22 protein-coding genes and 1 tRNA gene are annotated in these 25,884 nt (G+C 63.3%); 12 read left to right on the forward strand and 11 right to left on the reverse strand.

The annotated features are described in order from the left end of the window. Positions 1–13: 13 nt before the first annotated feature. Together rnpA and rpmH are read right to left on the reverse strand one after the other, a co-directional pair. Positions 14–346 (reverse strand): ribonuclease P protein component, encoded by a 333-nt coding sequence (gene rnpA, locus QFZ88_RS14410; RefSeq protein WP_036254965.1) that lies wholly within the window; start codon positions 344–346, stop codon positions 14–16. A gap of 34 nt (positions 347–380) precedes the next feature. Next, positions 381–515, reverse strand: a complete 135-nt coding sequence (rpmH, locus tag QFZ88_RS14415; RefSeq protein WP_008833937.1) for a 50S ribosomal protein L34 — start codon at positions 513–515, stop codon at positions 381–383. Between the two features lie 262 nt (positions 516–777). Here rpmH and QFZ88_RS14420 point away from each other — a divergent pair, with 262 nt between their 5' ends. Further along, positions 778–2,277, forward strand: a complete 1,500-nt coding sequence (locus QFZ88_RS14420; RefSeq protein ID WP_024923415.1) for a sensor histidine kinase — start codon at positions 778–780, stop codon at positions 2,275–2,277. Positions 2,278–2,422: 145 nt separating this feature from the next. Continuing rightward, a tRNA-Arg gene (locus QFZ88_RS14425) sits at positions 2,423–2,499 on the forward strand. A 355-nt stretch (positions 2,500–2,854) separates the two neighbouring features. Here the strand turns inward: QFZ88_RS14425 and QFZ88_RS14430 are convergent. From QFZ88_RS14430 to QFZ88_RS14465, 8 genes are all read right to left on the reverse strand, one after another. Then, positions 2,855–4,114 carry an NAD(P)/FAD-dependent oxidoreductase gene (locus QFZ88_RS14430; protein WP_024923416.1) on the reverse strand — a complete coding sequence of 420 codons (1,260 nt, stop codon included), beginning with the start codon at positions 4,112–4,114 and terminating at the stop codon, positions 2,855–2,857. A 104-nt stretch (positions 4,115–4,218) separates the two neighbouring features. Beyond that, positions 4,219–5,709: a M81 family metallopeptidase gene (locus tag QFZ88_RS14435; RefSeq protein ID WP_024923417.1), complete on the reverse strand. Its 1,491-nt coding sequence runs from the start codon at positions 5,707–5,709 to the stop codon at positions 4,219–4,221. Positions 5,710–5,857: 148 nt separating this feature from the next. After that, positions 5,858–7,219, reverse strand: a complete 1,362-nt coding sequence (locus QFZ88_RS14440; RefSeq protein WP_024923418.1) for a serine hydrolase domain-containing protein — start codon at positions 7,217–7,219, stop codon at positions 5,858–5,860. Positions 7,220–7,230: 11 nt separating this feature from the next. Then, positions 7,231–8,220 carry an ABC transporter ATP-binding protein gene (locus QFZ88_RS14445; protein ID WP_024923419.1) on the reverse strand — a complete coding sequence of 330 codons (990 nt, stop codon included), beginning with the start codon at positions 8,218–8,220 and terminating at the stop codon, positions 7,231–7,233. Beyond that, a complete protein-coding gene (locus tag QFZ88_RS14450) occupies positions 8,217–9,170 on the reverse strand; it encodes an ABC transporter ATP-binding protein (protein ID WP_024923420.1) in 954 nt (317 codons plus the stop codon). Before QFZ88_RS14450 ends, QFZ88_RS14445 begins: the two co-directional genes overlap by 4 nt. 2 nt (positions 9,171–9,172) lie before the next feature. Next, positions 9,173–10,024, reverse strand: a complete 852-nt coding sequence (locus QFZ88_RS14455) for an ABC transporter permease (protein ID WP_036254962.1) — start codon at positions 10,022–10,024, stop codon at positions 9,173–9,175. Then, complete coding sequence (locus QFZ88_RS14460; RefSeq protein ID WP_024923422.1) at positions 10,021–10,947, reverse strand: ABC transporter permease; 927 nt, start codon at positions 10,945–10,947, stop codon at positions 10,021–10,023. Before QFZ88_RS14460 ends, QFZ88_RS14455 begins: the two co-directional genes overlap by 4 nt. Positions 10,948–10,969: 22 nt before the next feature. Continuing rightward, positions 10,970–12,559 (reverse strand): ABC transporter substrate-binding protein, encoded by a 1,590-nt coding sequence (locus QFZ88_RS14465; protein WP_024927544.1) that lies wholly within the window; start codon positions 12,557–12,559, stop codon positions 10,970–10,972. Positions 12,560–12,882: 323 nt separating this feature from the next. Here QFZ88_RS14465 and QFZ88_RS14470 point away from each other — a divergent pair, with 323 nt between their 5' ends. The 9 genes from QFZ88_RS14470 to QFZ88_RS14510 all read left to right on the forward strand — a co-directional run bounded on the left by QFZ88_RS14470 (position 12,883) and on the right by QFZ88_RS14510 (position 23,736). Further along, positions 12,883–13,704: a MurR/RpiR family transcriptional regulator gene (locus tag QFZ88_RS14470; RefSeq protein ID WP_244437901.1), complete on the forward strand. Its 822-nt coding sequence runs from the start codon at positions 12,883–12,885 to the stop codon at positions 13,702–13,704. Positions 13,705–14,070: 366 nt separating this feature from the next. Then, complete coding sequence (locus QFZ88_RS14475) at positions 14,071–14,940, forward strand: MurR/RpiR family transcriptional regulator (protein WP_024927188.1); 870 nt, start codon at positions 14,071–14,073, stop codon at positions 14,938–14,940. Positions 14,941–14,997: 57 nt separating this feature from the next. Beyond that, positions 14,998–16,569 carry an ABC transporter substrate-binding protein gene (locus tag QFZ88_RS14480; protein ID WP_024927259.1) on the forward strand — a complete coding sequence of 524 codons (1,572 nt, stop codon included), beginning with the start codon at positions 14,998–15,000 and terminating at the stop codon, positions 16,567–16,569. A 65-nt stretch (positions 16,570–16,634) separates the two neighbouring features. After that, complete coding sequence (locus QFZ88_RS14485) at positions 16,635–18,005, forward strand: serine hydrolase domain-containing protein (protein ID WP_024924413.1); 1,371 nt, start codon at positions 16,635–16,637, stop codon at positions 18,003–18,005. A 572-nt stretch (positions 18,006–18,577) separates the two neighbouring features. Beyond that, on the forward strand, positions 18,578–20,104 hold the full coding sequence (locus QFZ88_RS14490) for an ABC transporter substrate-binding protein (RefSeq protein ID WP_024924412.1): 1,527 nt from the start codon (positions 18,578–18,580) through the stop codon (positions 20,102–20,104). Between the two features lie 77 nt (positions 20,105–20,181). Beyond that, positions 20,182–21,123, forward strand: coding sequence for an ABC transporter permease (locus QFZ88_RS14495; RefSeq protein ID WP_024924411.1), 942 nt, complete (start codon positions 20,182–20,184; stop codon positions 21,121–21,123). After that, a complete protein-coding gene (locus QFZ88_RS14500; protein WP_024924410.1) occupies positions 21,123–22,001 on the forward strand; it encodes an ABC transporter permease in 879 nt (292 codons plus the stop codon). The genes QFZ88_RS14495 and QFZ88_RS14500 overlap by 1 nt, the downstream gene beginning before the upstream one ends. Position 22,002: 1 nt before the next feature. Then, positions 22,003–23,211, forward strand: coding sequence for an amidohydrolase/deacetylase family metallohydrolase (locus QFZ88_RS14505; protein ID WP_024924409.1), 1,209 nt, complete (start codon positions 22,003–22,005; stop codon positions 23,209–23,211). A gap of 87 nt (positions 23,212–23,298) precedes the next feature. Continuing rightward, positions 23,299–23,736, forward strand: a complete 438-nt coding sequence (locus QFZ88_RS14510; protein WP_051504808.1) for a RidA family protein — start codon at positions 23,299–23,301, stop codon at positions 23,734–23,736. 6 nt (positions 23,737–23,742) lie between these two features. On the opposite strand, the gene QFZ88_RS14515 is transcribed toward QFZ88_RS14510, so the two are convergent. Next, entirely contained in the window at positions 23,743–24,567 is an 825-nt protein-coding gene (locus QFZ88_RS14515) for an IclR family transcriptional regulator (protein ID WP_024924407.1), read from the reverse strand. A 98-nt stretch (positions 24,568–24,665) separates the two neighbouring features. On the opposite strand from QFZ88_RS14515, the gene QFZ88_RS14520 reads away from it, so the two are divergent. Continuing rightward, a complete protein-coding gene (locus tag QFZ88_RS14520; protein WP_024924406.1) occupies positions 24,666–25,862 on the forward strand; it encodes an aminotransferase class V-fold PLP-dependent enzyme in 1,197 nt (398 codons plus the stop codon). Positions 25,863–25,884: the final 22 nt, after the last annotated feature.

Raw genomic sequence — 25,884 nt, forward strand, 5'->3', positions numbered from 1 at the left:
TTGGCCTATCGCGCTAGCGTTTTCCGTGGATGCGGTGGGAAAGCTCGACCTTCAATTGGTCGAACGGCGCGGCGAGAACATCCTCGCGCCCCACGATGACATAGTCATGGCCGCGTTCCATGTCAGCGGCGGCATAAGTGCGCACCGCTTCTCTCAGCCGTCGGCGAACCCGGTTGCGCACGACGGCATTGCCGACTTTCTTGGTGACCGTGTAGCCGACGCGCGGTGCCTCGCCGTCGCCGCGATTAAGCACTTCGACGAGGAAAAACCGCCCACGCCGCTTTTCGCCGCGCCGGACGGTGAGGAAATCCGAGCGTTTCAGTAGCCTTTTGGGCGCCTGTCCCATTGGGCTGTTTGCGGACAACGGTCGTGGTGTCCGCTCAGGCGGACAACCGCTTGCGGCCACGATTGCGGCGGGCTGCGACGACGCCGCGGCCGCCCTTGGTGGCCATGCGGGCACGGAAGCCGTGACGACGCTTGCGGACGAGCTTGGAGGGTTGGTAGGTGCGCTTCATTTGTTTTAATACCGCGGTGTGCGGCCCTTCTTGTGTCTGTCACTCTGTAACAGGAGCTTGGCCGGGCCTTGTTTGGCGCGGCCGAAACCGCGCCGGGTCGTAGGGCCCGAGCGTGAGCGGGGCTTATATGTACAAGGTTTTGCAGAGTCAATCCGGGGCGCCAGACTAAAGATTGCCAGTCATTTGGCTCCGCAGGTCATCAAACTGGAAATTATGCCGCAATTGCCTAGTTTGCATGCGAGGGCATATCGGCATTGGGCGTATGAGCGTCGAACCTTCCACCAATGAAAGCGGCGCGCGCTCCGGCCCGGCGCATGGCGGCGGCTCGCGCGCCGTACCGCTGTCGCGCGGACTTTCGGCCAAGCTCATCCTGCTCACGATCATCTTCGTGCTTCTGGCCGAAGTGCTGATTTTCCTGCCGTCGATCGCCGACTACCGAATGCGCTGGCTGCGCGAGCGCCTCAACACCGCGGCGGCGGTTTCAGTGGTGCTCATCGAAGGCGATCCGGCCTCGCTTTCGCGCACCGCCCAGGACGACCTGTTGATGGCAATCGGCGCGAAGGCGATCGCGGTGCGCGACGGCGACGTCTCGCGCCTGCTTGCCGTGGCCTCTATGCCGCCGCGTGTGGACGAGCACATCGATGTCGCCAATACCGGCATGGTCGCGCAGCTCACCGGCGCACTCAACACTTTGTTCTTCGGCGGCGATCGCACATTGCGCGTCTTCGGCCCGGTCGGCGAGAACAACCGCGAGTTCGAGCTGATCATGCGCGACTACCGCCTGCGCGCGGCCATGCTCTCCTTCTCGCGCAACATCGCCCTGATCGCGCTGCTGATCTCGGTGTTTTCCGCCATGCTGGTCTATGCCGCTGTCTACCGCATCATGATCCGCCCGGTGCGCGCCATGACGCGCTCGATGCTGTCCTTCTCGGAGGCTCCTGACGACCCGTCGCGCATCATCCATCCGGCCGCCCGCGCCGACGAGATCGGCGTCGCCGAGCGTGAACTGTCGCAGATGCAGGAACGGCTGCAAAAGATGCTGGCCGAGCAGAAACATCTGGCCGATCTCGGCCTCGCCGTGTCGAAGATCAACCACGACATGCGCAATGTTCTGGCTTCCGCGCAGCTCCTTTCCGACCGCCTGCGCCAGGTTAAGGACGCCAGCGTACAGGCCTTCGCGCCCAAGCTGCTCAGGGCGTTGGACCGCGCCGTCTCCTATACGGAGGGTGTGCTGGCCTATGGTCGCGCCCAAGAGGCGCCGCCGGCCCGCCGCGTATTGCGGCTGCATCAACTGGTGGAAGAAGTGCATGGCCTGCTCGACATCGGCGCCGGCATCGAGTTCGAAAACATGGTCGACACCGGTTTCGAGGTGGACGCCGATTCCGACCAGCTGTTCCGCGTGCTGACCAATCTGGCGCGCAACGCCGTCCAGGCCATGGCGACCGATGCCGACGGCGTCCTGGTGCGGCGGTTGGCCGTCTCGGCCGAGCGCATGGGCGGCGTCTGCCAGATCCTGGTCACCGATACCGGTCCGGGGCTACCGCCCAAGGCGCGCGAAAACCTGTTCGTCGCCTTCCGTGGCTCGGCGCGCAGCGGCGGTACCGGCCTCGGTCTGGCAATCGCGCAGGAACTCGTCCGCGCCCATGGCGGCAGGCTGGAGCTTCTTGAGAGCATCGGCGGCCGTACCGTCTTTTCGGTAACCATCCCCGACCAGCCGGTCAGTCTCGACCGTGCCCGTCGTGGCCTCAGGCGCCCGGCCTGACGCGCTTTCCAGCCAGGTGTCGTGACGACGGCAAAACTTTTCCATCGATTGGCTTGCATTTCGGAATTTGAGTCGTTAGGGAACTCCTCGCGTCGTGGCCGGCGGCAAAACCGGCAACGTAGCGACGTCAGGCAAGGCCTGTTGCGCGCCCGTAGCTCAGCTGGATAGAGCACCAGACTACGAATCTGGGGGTCAGGAGTTCGAATCTCTTCGGGCGCGCCATTCTTCAATAAACAGAGAAAACTGCAGGTAAGGTTTTAACCGGGCCTTTGGATGCCGCTTTGGCGAGCGTTGCCTTTGATCTCCTGACCCTGATTTCGTCATCCTTCAGGGGCACTTCACGCATCACCGTGTGAACGTATTCTGGATCAGTAAGCCCAGGTCTTGGACAAGGCGTGCGATTAGCTGCCAGAAATGGGGGCTACAGCCACGCGCAAATTTGCACGCTCGCGGCTTCCACTCGGTGAAACCACGCCGCGATCGCTGTCGATGGATGGCCCAAGCGGCCATCTTGCCGGTCGCCGGCTCTCCAGACGGGTCTCTTCATCAATCCGGCGAGGAAGCACCCCTGGCGCCGCTAGCCGAAGCGCTCCAGGGCGTAGGGGGACGGATTGGTGAATGTCGGCGTGCCGGTCATCATCTCGGCAAGCAGGCGTCCGGTGACCGGGCCGAGCGTCAGGCCGTGATGATTGTGGCCGAAGGCGAACCACAGCCCTTTGTGCCGAAAGCCGCGTCCGATCACTGGTCGCATGTCGGGCAGGCATGGTCGCGAGCCCATCCAGGGGGTCGGTTCAATGCGCTGGCCGAGCGGGAAGATCTCGCGTGCCAGCGGCTCGGTATTGTCGAGCTGGACCGGGTTCGGCCGCCGGTCGCGCGGCGCGAATTCGACGCCTGTGGTCAGCCTTATGCCCCGGGTCATCGGCGCCAGCAGGAAACCGGCATCGACGTCGACGACGGGATGATTGAGGGATGCGTCGGCGTCTGTTTTGAAATGAACGTGGTAGCCGCGCTTCATAGCAAGCGGGACGGTATAGCCGAGCGAACGGCAGACCGCGCCGGACCAGGGCCCGAGTGCCACCACCACCTCGCGCGCCTGGATAGGTCCATCCTCTGTGGCGATGCTCCATTTATTGTCGTCCCGCCGCAGCCGGCTGGCATCTCCGTGCAGGAACGCGCCGCCTTGGGCGACGAAGTGCTCGGCATAAGCCTTCACCAGCGCGCCGGGGTCAGCGACGGTGGCGGGATCGAGCCAGTGAACAGCGCCCATTAGGGTGTCGGAGAGATGTGGCTCGCGCCGGCTCAGTTCTGCCCGGTCGAGAAATGCGTAGTTGAGGCCGAATGGTTGCAGGGCTTCGGCGGCGGTTCGCGCTTGTTCGAAGGTGCGTTCGCTTCGGTAGCCTTCGATCCAGCCGGTCTTGCGCAATCGCGGCAATGCGCCTGCCGCTGTCATCAGTGCTTCGTGCTCGATCACCGATTGCTCGATCAGCGGGCGCATGTCGGCTGCGGCGCGCGCCAGGCGCTTCGGTGCCGACTCTCGCCAGAAACGCCACAGCCAGGGGGCGATGCGCGGCAGGTGAAGCCAGTCGAAATGTACGTCTGCCGAACGGTTGAATGCGTAGCGCAACAGCTTCGTCAGTTCGCGCGGCGCGCCGTAGGGAACGACGCTCGAGCGTTCGATCAGGCCGGCATTGCCGTAGCTCGTTTCCTCGCCGGCGCCGCGACGGTCAACAAGGATGACGGAGCGGCCGCGCTGCTGTAGGTGCAGCGCAACCGACACGCCGATGATGCCGGCGCCGAGCACGAGTACGTCGGCCCGACAGGTCTGCTGCTCCGTCATCGGCCGCTCGCTTGCTGGGGCGTCGTCAAGCGAAGGCACCATGGGTTCGAGACCGACTTTGCCGTGGTGTGTCATTGCCAAAAATCGCTGGTCATCGCCATGGTTCAAAGCGCCATGTCGCGGTCGAGTGGGAAGATCGGGCGCGAGACGTTGCGATAGGGCATCCTCGCATAGTCCATGGTGCAGAGCGCGCCGCTGTCGCAGACGATCACCTTGCCGGCGATGGGCTCGAAGGCAGCGCGGAAATGCTGCATCGACTTGAGCCCGACGACGCGATGCCGGGCGGGATCGATGCCGAAGGCTCGGAACTGCTGGAGGTCGCGCATCTGTGACGGTTCGGTGACGACAAGCACTGCAATGCCGTCGATCTGCACCACGGCCGTCGGGCCGAAGCTGAATTCGAGGCCACCCAGCTGTTCGCCGTCGCCGATGAGCTTGCCGTCGCTGATGACAAGCAGCTTGCCGGTGACTTCGAGCGGATCGCCGCCGAAACGCGGATCGGTCTTGCCGCCAAGTGTCAGCTGGACCGTGTCTCCGACGGTGGCGCGATGGAGTTGGTTGGCCGTCTCCGGATCGACGATCGGGCCGAAGCAGGCGTTGTCGATGCCGGCGTCCAGCAACGCACCGAGCAGGGCCGTCGCATCGCCATAACCACCGGCGCCGGGATTGTCGGCGTAGTCGGCGATGATCAGCGGATGGTCACCGCTGTAGCCGCGCGCGATCTCGGCAGCCTCCGTTACCGTGTGGAAGGTGTTGAGGACGTTGAAACGGTTGTCCCAGATTTCGTCGGCAATGCCTTCGGCGAAGACCTGATGGCGTGCCGGATCGCCGTCATAGGTGACAAGCACTGTCGGGCCGACTTCGGCGATGTCGGCATTGGGGAAGGCGCCGTTGATGCTGACGGCGAGCGCGCCGGATGTCTTCTCGTGGGCGCGTGCCCTGGCGATCCACTCAACCATCGGACCGATGTCGGTACGGCCGGCATTGGCCTCCTCCAGCATCGGTCGACGCGCGAGAAGCGTTTTTGGGCGAATCTCGCCGGCCATCGTGCGTTGCAACACCTCGCCGGCGTGGCGGGCGATGTCGCGCATGTCGATATGCGGATAGGTCTTGAACGAGATCAGGATGTCGGCGTGCTCGCACATTCTGGCGGTGACATTGGCATGCGGGTCGAGCGTGACGGCAATAGGTAGATTCGGGCCGACGACAGCGCGCAACCGCGCCAGCAATTCGCCTTCGCCGTCTGGCGAAAAGTCGGTGACCATCGCGCCGTGCAGGCCGAGCAGGATGCCGTCGAGCTCGCCCTTGCGCTCGACCGCCGCCTGGACGATGGCGCCGCCGATGCGGTCGAAGGCGTCGCGCGTCACCGGCCCCGCCGGCTCGGCGGCGGTGGAGAGGACGTGCTGGATCGTCCAGCCATATTTCCGTCCGATGTCGAGGAAGCCTCCGATCTCCGTGTTCGCCTCGCCCCGGGCGCGGATGGCGTCGTCGCCGAACAGCACGCCCTCGACCATGAAGGCTTCGTAATTGGTCTTTCGCACGCTGAACGTGTTGGTCTCATGTGCGAATTCTGCGGTTAGAACACGAAAGCTCATTGTCATGTCTCCGGACAGTTTCGGGCGTTTCGGATTGGTCGGGCGCGTGCGCTTCGGTGACACCGCGACGATGGCGCGCGCATTTGACGGTTGGGGTGAAGTGGGGCCTACCTTGCCGCACTGGCCAGGCAGCGGCCCCGGGTTCTGGCTACTCCATGTGGAACCGCATTTCGCCGATACGGCCGTCGCCGCCGCGTATGATCGACCAGTGCAGGAAGTAACCGCCCAGTCCCATGCGATAGCGCCTCAGATGGGATGCGGCGTCCCCTTCATGGTGGGTGAGTTCGAGCGGATTGCCGGCAACCACAATTCCCGTCGATGCGATCTGCTCGAACCAGCTATTGTTCCACAGGCGCCATGTCTCATCGGCAAAAGCCTGGCGCGGTGCGCGGCGTTCGACGATCGCCTGCAGCAGCTCGCGGTCTCGTTGCGTCTGCCCGGCATCGTCGTCCGGGATCGGTTCGTATGGAGAAAGCGCGGGATCGATGATGCCCGCGATCTTCTGGGCGATGCGTGCAACCTGGGCTTCATCGGTGTTGGCGAAAACACAGACCGACAATTTGCGCGAGGGGAAGCGCGCGATCTCGGCGCGGAAGCCATCCCATGTGCCGCCGTGCCGGATCTTGCGATGGCCGCGCAGTTCGGAGTTCTGCCAGCCCAGCCCGTAGCTGTTGAACGAAAACTGGCCATTGCGCATCGGCACGGGGTTGGACATCAGGTCAATGAGATCGTGGTTCAGCACCTTGGGATCGTCCAGCTCCAGCAGCCAACGGGCGATGTCCCGTGGCGAATAATAGAGCCCGCCGTCGCCGGTGCGCTGCAGGGTGGGTGCGGCCCAGTAGCGGTTTTCGAGGCGCCCGTCGCGAATGCAGTGGCCAGCGGCGCGGTTGGGCACGATGTCGTACCAAGATGCGTCGCGCGCCGTCGCCATGCCTATCGGTCCGAAAAGGCGTTCGCGTAACAGTTCGTAGTAGGGCTTGCCGGAGACGCGGGCGACGATGATGGCGGCAAGCATGTAGCCGGTGTTGCTGTAGCGATAGCCTTCGCCCGGGGCGTGGAGCAGCGGCGAACGCCGCGCCAGGTTGATCAGCTGCTGGTCGCTGTGGTCCTGCCAAAGATTGTAATGAACGATGCCGTCCCGATCCTCGGTTGGTTCGAAGGCGATCTCGAAATTGCCCAGCCCGGCCATCATCGAAAGCAGATGGCGGATAGTGATGCCCACCCAGCTTTGCGGCCCCTCGGGGATATAGGTCAGGATCTGGTCGTCCAGTCCGATGCGGCCATCCTGCAGCAGGAACAGAACCGATGTTGCGGTGAACATCTTGCCGGTCGAGCCGGAATGGAAAACCGTATCGGGGGAGACCGGGGTGTTGTTCTCGACATTGGCCAGGCCGTAGCCGGCAAGGTGGATGATCTCACCATTGCCGACGATGGCGACGCCGAGACCAGGCACCTGGCTGTTTTCGATCTCCGCCTGCAGGTAGCGGTCAAGCTCTTCAGTGTGGCTCATGGTTGTCTTCCTCACGCGACCGATCTGCGTTCGGCGGTCTCCGCGGTCGCACTGACGAGCGGATGATGGCAGGCCACCTGCTGCCCGTTCGCTTGCACCGAGAGCGGCGGCAGCGTCCGGCGGCAGAGGTCGGAGACGCGCGGGCAGCGATTGGCGAAGGCGCACCCGGCCGGCAGGTCGTAGCCGCTGGGGACTTCACCCGAGAGCCGCGTGATCGCGCGGCGCTGGCGGGGGTCGGGCTCGAACGTGCTGTCGAGAAGCGCGCGGGTGTAGGGATGCGCGGGCTCGGCATCGCTTGGCATCATTTCCACGACACGGCCAAGATACATGACCAGCACCTGGTCGCAGAAATAGCGCACCAGGCCGAGGTCGTGAGAGATGAACAGATATGTCAGCCCGAGGTCCTGGCGCAGCCGCTCCAGCAGCGAAACGATCTGGGCCTGCACGGAAACGTCGAGCGACGCCGTCGGCTCGTCGAGCACCACCAGCGACGGATTGAGCGCCAGCGCCCGGGCGATGCCGACGCGCTGCTTCTGACCGCCGGAAAGCTGGTGCGGATAGCTTTGCGCCAGTGAGGTGTTGAGGCCGACCATGTCGAGCAGCGAAGCGACGGTTTCGTCGGGCGCCTTCGCTTTCACCCCTTGTACCCGGAATGGCTCGAGCAACGCGTCCCTGACCGAATAGCGCGGGTCGATTGCCGAATAGGGATCCTGGAAAACCAGCTGCATGCGCTGGCGCAGGCTGCGCAGATCTGCGCGCGACAATGAGGCCATGTCGACCCCGTCGAAGGTGACCTGGCCGTCGCTTGGACTGATCAGGCGCAGCACAAGCCGGGCGAGGGTGGACTTGCCGCATCCGGACTCGCCGACGACGCCGAGGATCTGGCCGCGCTTCAGGTTGAAGGAAACGTCGCTGACCGCATGGAACACCTTGCGCTTGCGCAACAGCCCGCCATCGACGAAACGACGGCTCAGCCCGGAGACAGTGAGAAGGTCGCTCATGCTGCCTCCGCCAGATGGCAGGCAACGCCGTTGCCGCCTGCACCGACGCGAAGCTCGGGGATTTCCACACGACAGCGATCCGCGGCGCGCGTGCAACGCGGGTTGAACCGGCAGCCGCGCGGCTGCGTCATCGCTGTTGGCACGATGCCAGGGATGGCGGTCATCGTTCCCGGCGCCATGTCCCGCCGCGGAATGCAGCGGATCAGCGCCTGGGTGTAGGGGTGCCGGGGATGCTGGAACAGCGCGTCGACCTGCGCCAGCTCGACCACCCGGCCGCAATACATCACCGCGACGCGATCGCAGGCCTGAGCAACGACGCCCATGTCGTGGGTGATCAGGATCAGCCCCAGCCCTCGCTGCCGCACGAGGTCGACGAGGATCTGTACGATCTGTGCCTGGACGGTGACGTCGAGCGCAGTGGTTGGCTCGTCCGCGATCAACAGCTCGGGGTCGCCTGCAAGCGCCATGGCGATGACGATGCGCTGCTTCATGCCGCCGGAAAGCTGGTGCGGGAACAGGTTGTAGACCGAGGCGGGATCGGGGATGCGCAGGTCTGCCATCAGCTCGAGGCTCCTGGCGCGGGCAGCACTTCGGCCGAGACCGAGGTGCAGCCGAGCTGCCTGATCGATCTGCGGGCCGATCCGCATCATGGAATCGAGCGAGGTCATCGGGTTTTGCGTGATCAGCGCGATGCGTCCGCCGCGCAGCCGACGCAGCTGCCGTTCCGGCATGCCGACGAGCTCGGCGCCATCGAAGCGGATGCTGCCGGCCGCGACCTGGCCGCCAATGCGCGGCAGCAGACCCATGATCGCGGTTGCGGTCAGTGACTTGCCCGAACCGGATTCCCCCACGATCCCGAGGATCTCGCCGCGATCGACGCCCAGCGTGACTTCGTCGACTGGCGAAAAGGCACCGAACCTGATCCGTAGCATTTCCAAATTCAGCAGCATCTTCAGGCGTCCCTGAGCTTGGTGCGGACATCGAGCGCTGCGATCACCGCGTCGCCGAAGAGGTTCAGGAAGACCACTGTCAGCGCCACCGCCAGACCGGGCAGCAGGATCACCCAGGGTGCGATGAACAGTTGCGCCGTGCCGGAGCTCATCATGGCGCCCCAGCTCGGCGTCGGCGGCTGCGCGCCCAGGCCAAAGAAGCCAAGGGTCGCCTCGAGGATGATGGCGTCGCCGGTTGCCAGCATCGCCGCCACCAGCACCGGCGCCAGCGCATTCGGCAACAGATGCGAGAACAGGATGTGCGTGTGGCCGGCGCCGAGGCTGACGGTTGCCTCCACATAGGTCTCGCTCTTGAGCGACATGATCTGGGTGCGCGTCAGCCTGGTGAACTGCGCGAGGTAGGCGATGGCGATGGCGATCACCACGCCCTCCAGTCCCGGTCCGATGATCGCCACCAGCATCAGCGCGATCAGGATTTCGGGGAACGACCAGGTCAAGTCGACGACGGTCATCACGGCGCGGTCGAACGCGCCGCCGAAATAGCCGCAGGTCGCGCCGAGGACCAAGCCGAGCAACACCGAGATGCCGATCGCCGTGATGCTGACCGAAAGCGAGGTGCGCGCGCCGGTGATCATCCGCGACAGCACGTCGCGACCGAATTCGTCTGTGCCGAACAGATGCGTCAGCGACGGAGCCTGGTTCATGATCCCGAGGTCCTGCTGGTCGTATGGATATGGTGACAGCCATGGCGCAAACAGCGCGCCGACCACCAGCAGCAGGAGAAATGTGCCGGAGATCCCTCCCTTGAAGGTGGAGATCGCCTTGAGCAATGCCAGTGCGCGACGGCCCATCATGACCGTGCCTCGCGCTGGCGAGGATCCATGGCGGCCTGAACGATGTCACCGATCAGGGCGCCGATGATGACGGCCATGGCAAGCATGAGGAGGCAACCTTGCACGAGGGGATAATCGCGCTGGTTGAGCGCACGGATCAGCAGTGAGCCGAGGCCGGGACGGGCGAAGACATATTCGATGGTCACCGCGCCACCGAGCACCCAGCCGATGCGCAGGCCGAGGATGGTGACGACCGGAACCATGGCGTGGCGCAAGACGTGGCGCAGCTGGATCATGAATGGCGGCAAGCCCTTGGCGTGCAGCAGCATGACGAAATCCTGCCGCGACGTCTCGATCATGGCGATCCGCGTCACCCGGGCCACCAGCGCGATACCGCCTAAGCCCGCTGCGATGACGGGCAGGATGAGCGAGCTCCAGCCGCGGGCGCCGGAGACGGGAACCCAGCCGAGCCATACCGCAAAGACCAGGATCAGCAGCAGGCCGAGCCAGAAGCTCGGCACGGTCGAGCCGAGCAGGATGAAGCCGGTGATGGCGTCGTCGATGCGCGTGCCCTGGTAGCTGGCAGCGATGACGCCGGCGGCGATGCCGGTCAGCGTCGAGAACAGCAGTGCCGCTCCGCCCAGCTGGAGGCTGTAGGGTAGGTTCTGCGCGATCAATCCGCTGACCGGGCGACCCTGTACGATGGATGTGCCAAGGTCACCGGTCAGGAGCCGGCCCATCCAGGTGAAATATTGTTCCACCAGGCTGCGATCGAGGCCGTATTTGGCGGCGATCTGAAGGCGCTGCTCGGGAGACGAGCCGGCGCGCATCAGATTGTCGATGGGGTCGCCCGGCACCAGGTGAATGATGAAGAACACCACCAGCGAGACGACAAAGAACACCGGCAGCAGCAGCAGCAGCCGCCTCAACGTGAAGCCGATCATTTCGTACTGCAGCTCCGAACTGTTAGCCGACGACCTTGATGTCGACGACGGTCGCCTGCACGAGCTGCGTGCCGCGCAACTTTTCCGGCACATCGAGCAGCGTCTTGTTGAAGGCGTAGTTTTGCACCGGCTCATGGATCGGTGCGAACAGGAAGTTGCCGACCAGGTTCTCGTGATACTTCCTGAAGTTGACCACGCGCTCTTCCGGCGTCTTCGACTGCTGCATGGCGATGTCGTGAAGCTCTTGTGATTTTTCGTCCTGCCAACCCGAGGAGTTCGGATAGGGGATGTTCTTGGCGCTGTAGAACCAGTCGAGAATGTCGGCGTTGTTCCAGTCGTAATGACGCACCGCCAGCTGGTGCAGGCCCTTTTTGAGTTGGTCGACGACGGTGGTGCTGTCGAAGATGACAATCTCGACGTCCATGCCCACCGCCTTGAGCTGGGCCTGGACGATCTCGGCCGTGCGCTTGAATGCCGTTTCCGACTGGGCGGTCAACTTGATCTTCAGCGGCTTGCCATCCTTGGCCCGGATGCCGTCGCCTCCCCGCAGCCACCCTGCCTTGTCCAGCAGTTCGTTGGCCTTGCCGAGGTCATGGCGGATCTCCAACTTGGGATCGATTTTCGATTCCGGCAGCGAGCTGATCAGGAACTGATGCGCTTCCAGGCCGACGCCGTTGAAGACGCTCTTGTGGATGGCGCCCTGGTCGACCGCCAGGGCGGTTGCCTGGCGTACGGAAATGTCGCCGAACGGTTCGGTGCGGGTGTTGAAGGCGAGATACGTCACGCCCATGCCGGGCAGGGTGCGGAAGCCAACGTTCTGGTCCGCCTCGAGTTGCGGCACGAACTGGCTGGGCACGCCGAGAAGCATGCCGACGCCGCCGGTCTTCAGCTCCAGGAAGGCCGTGGACGCGTCGGGGATTTCGCGCATCGTAAGCCGCTTGATGTGCGGGGCCGCCTTGTTCTCGGAGAGGTCGCATCCCCAGGCATAGTCTTCGTTGGCGACCAGTATGGCCTCCTGGCCAACGGCAAAGCTCTCGAGCTTGTAGGGGCCGGTGCCGACCGCCACCGCCACGCCGTAGCTATCGCCGGCTTCGTCGTAGGCCTTCGGCGAGGGAATGCCCATGAAGGCGGACGCCAGATTGAAGATCAGGTTGGGGTCCGCCCGCTTCATGACGAACCGGGAGGAATGTTCGTCCACCGCCTCGACGCGATCGATCGCGTCGACCAGGTACTCGTTGGGGGTGCCTTTGAACTTGGGGATCCACCACGCTATGGTCGCCGCATTGAAGGGTTCGCCATCATGGAAGCGCACGCCTTGCCGCAGTTTGAAGGTCCAGCTCATGCCATCCGCGCTGGTTTCCCAGGATTCCGCAAGGTGGGGATGATAGGACTGGTCGACATCCTGCTCGATCAGCCGGTCGTAGATCAGCATCACGACCGTACTCAGCAAGGTGGCTCGGATGGGATCCTGCGACGCGGCGCCGATCTCGGAACTGGCGAGCGCAAATACGGCCTCGGTGTCTGCCGCAGCCGCCGCATCCCTGGCAGCCAGGCCGAGGCTTGCGGCCAAGGTGAGCACAGATGCCGATACAAGAAACCTACGTCGATTCATGGTTATCCTCCCCTTGGTAAAATACCAAAAGCCAGCCGTGCTGCCGAGGCAGCTTATTTTTTGGTACAGAAATAACTCACGACAATGGATGGTCAGATGACCTATCCATGCTGCGCTCTATTTGTCTTGGTTGCTGGTGGATCTGGCTCCTGCCGTAAATCAGGCAGTGTTTTTCTTCCCTCGCTCCTCAACGGGGTAGGGCAACGCTATTGTGAAAAAAAACAAACGTCAATCGTGTCTGTGATATAAATCTTGCAGAATGTCGAACCCCAGGCAGGGAAGCCAGAATGACTGAATCGGTCCGCCGCCGGCTCGTTGAACGCTTGAACACCGCCACCAATGCGGAGAAAGCGCTCGCCAACTACATGCTGGCAAATTTGAGCGGGGTGCCTTTCGAGACATCTGCGACCCTGGCCAGCAAGGTCGGCGTCAGCGAGCCGACTGTCGGGCGATTTTGCCGCGCGTTGGGCTATGCGCGTTTCAAGGACCTGAAGGAGGACCTCAGGGACAACATCGGAACCCAGCCCTGGCTGGCGGGTGACCGGCTGAAGGAATTTCGCGATCGCAGCCAGAACGGCGACGCTTTGGCGCGCAGCCTGGAACTGGAGATCGCAGCTCTCCTGAGGATCTACGAGATCGCGAACACGAAGGAGTGGCACCGCGCGGTCAAGCGCCTGGCAAGCACGCCCCAGATGTTTGTCGCGGGGTTCCAGACCGAGCGAGGCATCGCGCAGTATTTTGCCAACCAGATGCAGTACCTTCGGCCCGGTGTTCAGATGGCTGACGTTGCCGGCGGCAACTTCAGCGAAATCCTGCTGAGCCCGCCCAAATCCACCTGCCTGGTGATGTTCGAGGCTCGCCGCTACTCGCGGCTGACGTTGTTCCTGGCGCGGGAAGCGCAGAAGGCGAAGATCCCGATTACCCTGGTCACGGATGCTTTCTGCGATTGGGGACGTGACGTGGTCGACGAAATGTTCGTCGTGCCCACCGAGTTCGGCATGTTCTGGGAATCGACTGCCCAGATGGCCAGCCTTGGCAACCTGCTCATCAACGGGGTGTTCAATGAACTCGGCGTCACCGTCGAAGGGCGCATGAACAAGGTCTCCGAGCTTCACGGAAAGATCACAGGCTATGTCGGCGACTAGCCTCGCCGCGGATTGCGCCTGCAGTCGCTTGGATGTCTTCGCCCGATGTCGCGCAGGCGTGGTTGCCCGTTCTCATCGATGATGGTTGTTGAAGACGCTTCGACGTAGCCCGGCTTGATCGCGCGCCCTGTCGTGCGAGGCGCCGTGACATGCTCCCGTTCGACCGTCCAGGCGAGGTTCGGCACTAGGTCGACGTTGTTCCCGCTCGAGCCCTACTCCAGAGCACTCACCATCAGGTCGGAATTCGAGACGTGCTGCCTCAGTGCGTGGCTGGCTTGTCAGCCGGCTTTCGTAATGACGTAAAACTGTCATTCTTGCTATAACTTCAGAAAACTGTCATATCCAGATCCTGAGGAGGAGAAGACGATGCCGGGAACAGTGCGCCAGCGACTGACCGAAAGCCTGCAAAAGGGCTCGCGCGGCGGCCGTTCGATCGCGACCTACATGCTGGCCAATCTCAGCGAGCTGCCCTTCGAGACGGCGATGACCGTGGCCGAGAAAGTGGGCGTCAGCGAACTGACGGTCGGCCGCTTCTGCCGCTCGCTCGGCTACCAGCACTTCAAGGATCTCAAAGCCGACCTGAAGACGGACATTGCCGACAGCCCGTGGCTGATCGGCGACCGGCTGCGCGAATTCCAGGCGACCAGCAAGAAGGGCAGCAGTGACCTTGCCAGAAGCCTGGAGCTGGAGATGGCGGCGCTGGTCAAGGTCTATGAGCTGGCGAGGTCAGCGCAGTTCAAGGCGGCCGTCGACCGGCTTGCCGCCCGTGAGCGCATCTTCATCGTCGGTTTCCAGAGCGAGCGCGGCATCGCCGTCACCATGGCGCAGCTTCTGCAATATGTGCGCGAGGGTGTGCAGCTCATCGATCATTCCGCCGGCAATTTTTCCGAGGTGTTGCTGGCCGATCCGGCAAAGACGGCGCTCGTGATGTTCGATGCCCGGCGCTATTCGCGCCAGGCCGCCCTCCTGGCCCGTCGGGCGACGGACGCCGGGGTGCCGGTTACGCTCATCACCGACCAGTTCTGCGACTGGGCGCATGGCAGCACGTCCGAGGTCTTCGCGCTGCCTTCGGAAATCAATCTTTTCTGGGACACCAACGGACCGATGCTTTCGCTTGTCCACCTCATGCTGAACGGCGTCATCGGCGAGCTCGGCGCCGATGTCGAGGCACGGCTCGATCGCATGTCGGAGCTTTACGGCGACTTCGTCGGCCACGCCGGCCGACCGGAGCGCTGACGCGCGCATTTTCCAGGACAGCATCACCAACGCACATCAAATCAGGGAGGATTTGACATGAACCGCCGTGAATTCCTTGCTTCGGCATCGCTGTTTTCGCTTGTTGCAGTGGTGGGGTCGCTGACGCCTGCAGTGGCAACCGAAGCAGAGGCCGTCGTCGTGCTTGCCCGCCAGGAACAAGGAGCCGCCAGCTACGACCCGGTCCGCGCGGTGACCCTGAACATGGCCGCCGGCCTGATCTACGATCGCTTGGTCGAGCAGGCTGCCGACCAATCCTATCATCCCCATCTCGCCGAATCCTGGGAGGTCAGCCCGGATGGACTGAACTGGACCTTCAAGTTGCGCAAGGGTGTCAGCTTCACGGATGGCGAGCCGTTCAACGCCGCGACTATCGTCTGGTGGATCCCCAAATTCAGGGGCACCGAAAACGAGTACATGGTCGACGCCATCGACAAGGTCGAGGCCCTGGACGAGCACATGGTGCGTTTCGCGCTGAAACGGCCCGAGCCGAACCTGATCTTCAACCTGGCCATGATGAACATGGGCATCCCCAGCCCCAAGGCGTTCGACGCGGCAGGCACCGACTATGGTGTCATCCAGGCAGTGGGAACCGGTCCCTACAAGCTTGAGAGCTTCGTGGTCGGGCAGGAGACGGTGCTGGTCGCCAACGAGGACTATGCCTGGAGCAGCCCTCTGACCGAGAACAAGGTCGCACCGTACATCAAGCGCCTGACGGTTCGCGAGATCCCCGACGCGTCCACCGCCTTCCTCGAACTCAGGACGGGCGGGGTTGACATGTTGCTCGACGTGCCGACCGACTTCCTGCCGCAGTTTCGGTCCGAAGCCGATCTCGACATGCGCGACCTGCCCGGCTACGGCATCACCTTCGTCGCCATCAACACCCGGGCGGCTCCCTTCACCGACATCCGCGTGCGCCAGGCCATCGCGCTCGCCATCGACCAGGGCGCGATCCTCAAGAGCGTCTATGGCGGCGTCGGCAAGGAGGCACACCAGCTTTTGGTCAGCAGCCTTCCGGAATCGAAGGTCGATCCCGCCACGGAAATCCGCAACGACTCGACCCGGTCCGCAAAATTGCTTGACGAGGCCGGCTGGACGCTAGGCGCCGACAGCATCCGCAGCAAGGACGGCAAGCCGTTACAGGTCAAGCTGTGGGCCCGGGCCGACACCGAATATCGGCGCACCGCGGAGATCATCCAGGCACAGCTGAAGGCGGTCGGTATCGGCATCGAGATCACGGTCTTCGACGCCGGCACCTATCGCGACCAGTTCCGTAAGCCGGAGCGCGAACTCGTGCTGCAGCCCTATTCATGGACCAACGCCGACATTCTCGACTGGTTCTTCAGCGCCAAGCGGTTGGATTCATGGAACCTGTCGATGTGGGATGAGCCGAAGTCCGAGGAGCTGCACGACCTCGCCATGTATGGCTCGAAGACCTGGGACGAGCGGGTGGAGAACTTCCGCAAGTACCACGCCCACCTGCTCGCCAACTTCGTCGCTGCGCCCGTTCACGAACCGGCGCAGACAATGGCCTTCAACAAGACGCGCCTCATCGCGCCCGAGACGTTCCGGGCGCCCTATTCGATCGTTGACATCAGGCCCGCGCAGTAGCGGGAGGTGGCGGGGGCGAAAAGCCCCTGCGCTGCCTGCATGCCCTGCCACTGGAGAGATACTTTATGGACGTGATGAAGGAACCCGGCTCGGCCGCCGAGCTGGAACGATATCTCCATGCCGAAATCGAGGCGCATGAAATCCCCGGGCTAGGGGTAACAATCGTCCGGGACGGAGAGATCCTGCACCTCGGCGGCTACGGTCTCGCCAATATCGAACACAGGGTCGCGGCCACGGCCGACACCATTTTCCACTCGGGTTCGACCGGCAAGATGTTCACTGCCGCTGCCATCCTGATCCTGTTGCAGGACGGACTGCTCGATATCGACCACCCAGTGGACCGCTACCTGACCGAGGTGCCCAGGAGCTGGGCGGATATGACCATCCGTCACCTGCTGTCGATGACCAGCGGCTTCGGCAATTTCGCCGATGTCTTTGCACCGGCGCCAATCGAGAACAACGTCGTTCCGGTCAACCTCTGGCAGGACCACAGCGACGAGCAGTTGCTGGCGCTCGCCAGCATGTCGCCGCTCGCCTTCGCCCCTGGCGAGAGCTACCTCTATTCCAACATCAGCTACATCGTCGCGTCGCTGGTGGTCCGGCGCATCACGGGCAAGCCCTATTACGCCTCGCTCCGGGAAAGACTGTTTGCGCCCGCAGGCATGGCAAGCGCGCGCGAGGCCAGCAGTCACGACATCGTCCTGAACCGCGCCAGCGGCTACAGCCGCCATTCGGGCGCGCTGCGCAATAGCCACTGGACAGCACCGACCATGCTGCGCACCGGCGACGGCGGGCTTTATTTCTCGCCGCGCGACATCGCCCGCTGGTTCATCGAACTGGACAGGCCGCGAGTGTTCCGGTCCGAGACGATTGCCGCGATGTTCGAGCCGACGCTGACGTCGGATGGCCGCCCCGCCATCAACGGCTACGGCTTGGGCTGGCAGAATTCCGAGATACGCGGCCACCGCAAGATCAGGCATGGCGGCACCTGGGACGGGTTCCGCGCCGAACTCGCCCGCTTCCCCGATCAGCGGCTTTCGGTGGCGGTGCTGGCCAACATAGACTCCGCCCAGGTCGCGCGCATCGCCCACAAGGTCGCCGGGTTCTTCGATGGCGCGGTCGCCCCTCACGAGCCCGTCGCTGACAGCAAACCGGCGCTCACGAGCCGCGACGCGATGCTCATCAAGGCGATTGCAAGACGCAGCGCCACATCGGAGGCGTTCAGCGAGGAATGCTGGCGGTTGTGGTCCGACAAGTGGTTCGACCAGTTGATTGCCGAAAGCGAATCCGATCTCGGCGTGGCGAACATGGAGCTCATCGAAGACGCCGGCGACCGCCGCCACTATCGCCTCGCCACCGGCCGCTACCACATGCACTGGACCGTCGACCGGCAAGCCGACGGCCGCATCGCGGCGATGCGTTTTCACATGGAATAGTATCGTGCAGGACCCGCCCTGGCATCTCGGCTGGCGTCGCCACTGACATGCTGCGTCCAATCGCCAGCCGTCTACGAGACACCTTCAACGCACGTCTACCGGACGCGCTCGGCGGCCAGCTGACCGATTGTTAGCCGATCAGGCAGACCGCCTGGCCGCTGAAATCATTCGCTGTCAACAAGTACAGCAGCGCGTCACCCGTCCGCGCGCGCTTCATTGGCGATGCAAAATCTCGCGGCGGGGGCAGTGCTGAAGTTCAAAGACTATAGGGGCGCAAACTGCAATCATTGCGAGAATTTCTGACATGTTCAAGGACGAACAGATGTCTATCGACGTGTCGGTTTTTCTTGCAGTTTGATCGGAATCGCGGACGCCAGCAGGAATAGGTGCGTGCGAATGAGCGGTACTTGCGGCGCTACAAAATTGCGCGGGGCGGGATAGGAGAAGCTTCGGCAATTCTTGGTTGAAATTTCACCGTCTTCGCTGCGACCATTGACAGCACAAACTCGTCATGTACTCTCTAATAACAGCTTAAATTCCATTATTGTGGAATACGTGAGGGAGGACGTTCGATGAAGCTGAAACTTGTATCCTTGGCTGCCATGCTTTTGCTGGCCTCGCCAAGCTATCTCATGGCGCAGGAAAAGGGGGGCGTGATCAACGTCGCCACCATTGGTGAGCCGCCGACGCTCGATCCGATGACGTCCACCGCCGACCTGGTAGGCATCGTTACCCAGCACATATTCGAGACGCTCTATACATTCGACAAGAAGTGGGGCGTGACGCCGCTTCTGGCAGAGGCGCTGCCAGCGATCAGCGCTGACGGCAAGACCATGACCATCAAGCTGCGCCAGGGCATCAAGTTCCATGACGGTTCGGACATGGATTCGGCTGACGTCGTCGCCTCGCTGAACCGCTGGATCAAGCTCGCCTCGCGCGGCAAGCAGGCCGGCAACTTCATCGCCTCGATCACCGCGACCGATCCGTCGACCGTCACCATCGCGCTCAAGCAGCCCTACGCGCCGCTGACCTCGCTTCTCGCCTTCAACAACTCAGCCGCCATCATCATTCCGTCCGAGAAGCAGGCCGATACGATGACCGAATTCGTCGGCACCGGCCCCTACATGCTGAAGGAACGCAAGGCCGATCAGTACATCCAGTTGGTGCGCTTCGACGGCTACAAGGCGCGCTCCGAAGCCAGCGACGGTTACGGCGGCGCCCGCCATGCCTATCTCGACGAGATCCGTTTTGTGCCGGTGCCGGACGCCAACACCCGCGTCGAGTCCGCCGTCTCCGGCCAATATGATTATGTCGACTCCCTGCCGGTGGAATCATTCGACAAGTTGAAGGGGGCAACTGCGACGCACCCCATCCTGCTGAAGCCGTTCGGCTATCCGGTGTTCATCTTCAACACGGCCGAGGGTTCGGCGAAAAACATCGAGGTGCGCAAGGCGATCCGCCAGGCGCTCAGCATGGAAGACATGCTGGCGGCGGCCTTCGGCAGCACCGACTTCTATGCGCTCGAGGGCAGCATCTATCCGTCGAACTTTGCCTGGAGCACCGACGCCGGCGTTAAGGGCAACTACAACGTCGCTGACCCGGAGGGTGCCAAGGCAGCGGCCGCCGCCGCCGGCTACAAGGGCGAGCCGGTCCGCATCCTGACCAGCCGCCAATACGAGTTCCACTACAAGATGGCGCAGGTCGCCGCTGAGTATCTCAAGCAGGCCGGCTTCAATGTCGACCTGCAAGTAGTGGATTGGGCGACACTGACCCAGCGCCGCGCCGAGAAGGGCCTGTGGGACATCTACATCACCCACAGCCCGTTCCTGCCGGAGCCGGCGCTGATCGGTTCGCTGTCGACCACCGCTCCCGGCTGGTGGGACACGCCGGAACGCAAGGCTGCGGTCGATGCCTTCACCGCCGAGGTCGACCCGGCCAAGCGCGTGGCGCTCTGGGCCGACGTGCAGAAGGTCATTTACGGCGACGTGCCGTTCATCAAGATCGGCAATTTCAATGCCGTGGGTTCGATTTCCAACAAGCTTGAAGGCGTCGACCCGGCCCCGTGGCCGTACTTCTGGAACGCTTCGATCAAGAAGTAACAAGCTGACAATTGCGGGCGCCGGCACGGCTGGCGTCCGCTCATTGCCGCGAACGCCGCGCGGATACGGGAACTGCCATGATACGCTACATTCTCCAGCGCATCGCCGGAATGATCGTCGTGATGTTCATCGTCGTCACGGTCGTTTTCGTGATCGTGCGCGTCACGCCTGGCGACCCCGCCGCCGTCATGCTGGGCCCCGATGCCACGCCCCAGGATATAACCGACCTCAGGACGCGGCTTGGCCTCGATCAGTCGATCTTCGTTCAATACTTCTTCTACATCGGCCAGCTCTTGAAGGGCGATCTAGGTCACTCGATCTTCCTCAACATGCCGGTTTCGGCTGCCTTGATGGAGCGCGCCGAGCCGACCTTCTTCCTCACTGTCTTCTCGCTGCTTATCGCCTGCGTCATCGCGCTGCCCATCGGCATCTACGCCGCCTATCGGCGCGGATCCTTCATCGACCAGGCCTCGACGCTGCTTGCCATGCTGGCGGCCAGCATTCCGAGCTTCTGGTTGGGCCTGATCCTGATGCAGGTCTTTGCGGTCCGGCAACAATGGTTCCCGGTTTCAGGTTATGGCGGGCCCGATGCGGCGTTCCTCGACAGGATGTACCATCTCACCTTGCCTGCGGTTGCCCTTGGGCTGGTGTCCTCGGCGCTAATCCTGCGCTTCACCCGCGCCTCCATGCTGGACGTTCTCGGCGACGACTACATCCGCACGGCGCGCGCCAAGGGCGTGGTCGAGCGGCGCGTGGTGCTGAAGCATGCACTCAAGAACGCGCTGATCCCGATCCTGACCGTCATCGGCCTGACGGCCGCCGTGCTGATCTCCGGTGCGGTCGTCACCGAAACGGTCTTCGGCCTGCCCGGCGTCGGCAACCTCGTGGTCTCCGCAGTGCTGCGGCGCGACTACCCGGTCATCCAGGGCGCGCTGCTGGTCATTGCCGGGCTCTATGTCCTGATCAATTTCGCCATCGACATGCTTTATCTGCTGGTCGATCCAAGGGTGCGCTACTGATGACAGATCTGGTCAACGCGGCATCCCTGCCGGCGCCCGAGCCGCGGTTCCTGTTCTTGCGTCGGCTGCTGAAGCGCAAGACAGTCGCCTTCGGCGTCATCGTGCTTGTGGTCTTTGTCCTGCTGGCGCTGCTTGCGCCATGGATCGCGCCTTATTCGCCGTCAAAACTTTCCATCGTCAACCGGCTGAAGCCGCCGAGCGAACTGTTCTGGTTCGGCACCGACGAGTTTGGCCGCGACGTCTTCTCGCGCACCATCTATGCGGGACGGTTGTCGCTGCTGGTCGGTGCTGCGGTTGTTGCACTCTCCGCAGTCATCGGCGTGACGCTCGGGCTTTTGGCCGGCTTCTTCCGTTCACTGGATACGCCAATCGCGCGCCTGATCGATGCGATGATGGCATTTCCAGATATCCTGCTCGCCATCGCCTTGGTCGCAGCACTCGGCCCGTCGCTGGTCACCGTCATCGTGGCGCTGTCGATCGTCTACGCGCCGCGGCTGGCGCGCATCGTTCGCGCTTCCACGCTGGTCATCCGCGAGCTGCCCTATGTCGAGGCGGCGAAGTCGATGGGCATCTCGACCTTCCACATCATGACCAGGCACGTGTTGCGCAATCTGGTGTCGCCGATCCTGGTGCAGGGAACCTTCCTGTTTGCCAGCGCGATGCTGGCCGAAGCCGGGCTGTCGTTCCTGGGGCTGGGCGTCAGCCCGGAGATTCCAACCTGGGGGACGATGATTGCCGCCGGGCGCCAGTATATCGGCCAGGCCGACTGGATGACCTACTTCCCCGGCTTCGCCATCATTCTCTCGGTGCTGTCGCTGCAACTGGTAGGCGACGGCCTGCGGGACATGCTCGACCCGAGACTGCGAAAGGATATGTAGGATGGCAATCGCTGGAACGGGCAAGCCGCTGCTGATTTCCAATGTAAGGCCGATCGCACTTGGCGGCGGCGCTTCGACTGGGACCACCGACATTCTCGTCGGAGCGGATGGCACGATCGCCGCCGTCGGCTCCGCGCTTCAGGCGCCTGAGGGCACCGAGCGCATCGACGCCAAGGGTGCGTGGATATCGCCAGGCTGGGTCGATCTGCATGTGCATGTCTGGTACGGCGGCACCGACATCTCGATACGTCCGTCCGAATGCGGCGCCGAACGCGGTGTTACGACGCTTGTCGATGCCGGCTCGGCGGGTGAATCCAACTTCCACGGCTTTCGCGAATACATCATCGAACCCGCGCGCGAACGCGTCAAGGCGTTCCTCAATCTCGGCTCCATCGGCCTCGTCGCCTGCAACCGCGTGCCGGAACTGCGCGACATCAAGGACATCGACCTCGACCGCATCCTGCAATGTTATGCCGACAACAGTGAGCACATCGTCGGCATCAAGGTACGCGCCAGCCACGTCATAACCGGCTCGTGGGGCGTGACCCCGGTCAAGCTCGGCAAGAAGATCGCCAAGATCCTGAAAGTCCCGATGATGGTGCATGTTGGCGAGCCGCCGGCGCTTTACGACGAGGTGCTCGAGATCCTCGGCCCCGGCGACATCGTCACCCATTGCTTCAACGGCAAGGCCGGTTCGAGCATCATGGAAGACGAGGACCTCTTCAACCTCGCCGAACGCTGCGCCAGCGAAGGCGTGCGGCTCGACATCGGCCATGGCGGTGCGTCGTTCTCGTTCAAGGTCGCCGAGGCGGCGATCCAGCGCGGCCTGATGCCGTTTTCGATCTCGACGGATCTGCACGGCCATTCGATGAACTTCCCGGTCTGGGACCTCGCGACCACCATGTCCAAGCTGCTGTCGGTCGGCATGCCGTTCGACAAGGTCGTTGAGGCTGTCACCCATGCGCCGGCCTCGGCGATCAAGCTGGACATGCCGAAGTCGATCGCGGTCGGAGAGCGCGCCAATTTCACGATCTTCGATCTCGTCGACGGAGACCTGGAAGCTACCGACTCGAACGGCGACATCTCGCGGCTCAAGCGCCTGTTCGAACCGCGCTACGCAATCATTGGAGCGGAGGCTGTTACCGCCAGCCGATACGTGCCCCGCGCCCGCAAGCTGGTGCGCCATAGCCATGGCTATTCGTGGCGCTGAACCATGACCGCAGAGACTGGAACCGAATTGACCGCCTCCCAAGCAAAGACCGTACTCGCTGAAGCGAGCCCCGACGACCGCCTTGCCATGCTGGGTGTCGAGCTGCCGCCGCCACCGCCGCCGGTTGCCAACTTCGTTACCCATGTGCGCGAGGGCGACATGCTCTACCTCTCAGGGCAGGGGCCGCGCGAGGCGGATGGCAAGCTGTGGACCGGCAAGGTCGGCGACAACGTCGACGTCGGCCTGGCCTATCAGCACGCACGCTTGGTGGGCATCAACCTGCTGGCTGTCATGAAGGAGGCGCTCGGTGACCTCTCCCGGGTCAAGCGCGTCGTCAAGGTGTTGGGCATGGTCAATGCGGTGCCCGACTTCGAAAACCACCCACAGGTCATCAATGGGTGTTCGGACTTGTTCATCGAGGTCTTTGGCGAAGCCGGCCACCACGCACGCTCGGCCGTCGGCTTCGGTTCTCTGCCCGGCAACATCACGGTGGAGATCGAAGCTATCGTAGCACTTCGGAACTGAGCGATGTCAGCGGTCGCGCCAGCCCATCGACGTCTCGATCCGCGCCGCCGAAGCGCGCACGCGATCAGTGTAGTGGCTCTCGTCGGACAGCACCTTCTGTTCCGGCAGGACGATGGAAATAGTGGCGACACATTTGCCGTCGCGGTCGCAGACCGGCGAGGCGATGCAGGCGACCGCATAGTCGGATTCGGCAATCTGCGTCGACAGCCGCTGCTCGAACGCCTTGCCGGCTGCCACCGACAGGGCCGTGGCGTCGACCTCGGCGCGACCGGTCGGCGACATGCGGGCGCAGCGCTTGAACAGCTCGATGCGCTCGGCCTCCGGCAGATGCCCGACCAGCAGGCGCCCGGACGCCGTCCAGTTCAGCGGCACCCGCGTGCCGACGCGCGAGGCAACCTGGAAGGGACTGGGACCGTCGGCCATGGCGAGCACCAGCATGTAGTCGCCATCACGCCCGCAGAGCTGGACGGTCTCGCCAGCATCGCGGCACAGATCATGCATTTCCCGGGTGGCGACGCCCATGAAATCGAGCGAGCGTGCATAGGCCAGGCCATAGTGGTAGAGCCGCGCGCCGAGCCAGACGGCGCCGTCGGGGCTGCGGGTCAGCATGTTCTTTTCGACGAGATCGTCGATGATCACGTAGACCGTCGACAGCGGCGCCTTGATCGCCTTGGCAATGGCATAGGCGCCCGCCGGCTCGCCGGTCTCGTAGAGATAGTCGATCACCTGCAAGGCGCGGTCGATACCCGAAACCCGCGAGCGTCTGGCGCTGCTTCCCGCCGCCGATGCATCGGTTTCGGTCGCTTCTGCAGAGTGAGATATCGCGTCCAACGGCGTGCTCCCGGGAATTCTGGGAAGTCTATTACATTATTATGGCATAACTTGTCGACCTGAAAGCCGGCGCATTGCCACTGCATGGGAGAAGAAAAGTGACAGAAGATGTTCGCCGCAAACTCGGCTTACGACCGGTGATCAATGTGTCGGGAACCATGACCAGCCTTGGCGCGTCGATCGTCGTCCCGGAAGCCATTGCCGCGATGAGCGAAATCCTGCCGCAGTTCGTCGAGATCAACGACCTGCAGCGCAAGGCGAGCGCCGTGATCGCCCGGCTGACCGGTGCCGAAGCGGGTTACGTGACGGCGTCGTGCTCGGCCGGCATTTCGCTTGCGGTCGCGGGCGCGATGACCGGCGACAATCTGCTGACAATCGAACGTCTGCCGGACCAGACGCCGGTGAGGAACGAGGTGATCATCCAGATGGGCCACATCGTCAGCTATGGCGCCCCTGTCGACCAGGCGATCCGTCTGGCCGGGGCAGAGCCCGTCGTCATCGGGCAGGCGACGTCGACCCACCGCTTCCACATGGAAAACGCCATCACCGATAAGACGGCGGCCGCCGTCTATGTCGTGTCGCACCACGTGGTCGACTACGGCCTCCTCAACCTTATCGAGTTCGTCGAGATCGCGCATGCCAAAGGCGTGCCTGTCATCGTCGACGCGGCGTCCGAATACGATTTGCGCATCTTCCTGGCGCAGGGCGCCGACCTGGTTCTCTACTCCGGCCACAAATTCCTGGGTGGACCCACCTCCGGCATCGTCGCCGGCAGGAAGGAGCTGGTGCGCCACGCCTTCCTGCAGAACCTCGGCATCGGCCGCGGCATGAAGGTCGGCAAGGAAAGCGTCTATGGCGTCATGGCAGCTTTGGAAGCCTGGGAAAAGCGCGACCACGCCGGTATCCGGGAGCGCGAGAGCGGCTATCTCAGGCTGTGGAAGGAAACGCTCGACGGCCGCCCCGGCGTTCATGCGGTGATCGATCCGGACCCGACCAAGAACCCACTCGACCGGCTGCGCGTCGGCATCATCGCAGAGGAGGCGCACATCACTGCCTGGGACCTGGCCTCGGCACTGGCCAACGGTGACCAGCCGATCATCGTGCGCGATCATGAGGTCGAGCATCACTACTTCTATCTCGACCCGTGCAACCTCCACCCCGGGCAGGAAACAACAGTGGCCAGGCGCCTGGCCGAGGAACTCGACAAGGCGCGCGCCTCCAACGAGGTCATCGCCACGCCGTTCGAGAGCCGCAGCCGGCATCGGTTCGACGGCCTGCTGCGCTGGCCGGATTGAGCGGGCTGTCGACCATTCAAGG

This window comes from Mesorhizobium sp. YL-MeA3-2017, from assembly GCF_030814575.1.
Classification (GTDB): Bacteria; Pseudomonadota; Alphaproteobacteria; order Rhizobiales; family Rhizobiaceae; genus Mesorhizobium; species Mesorhizobium terrae.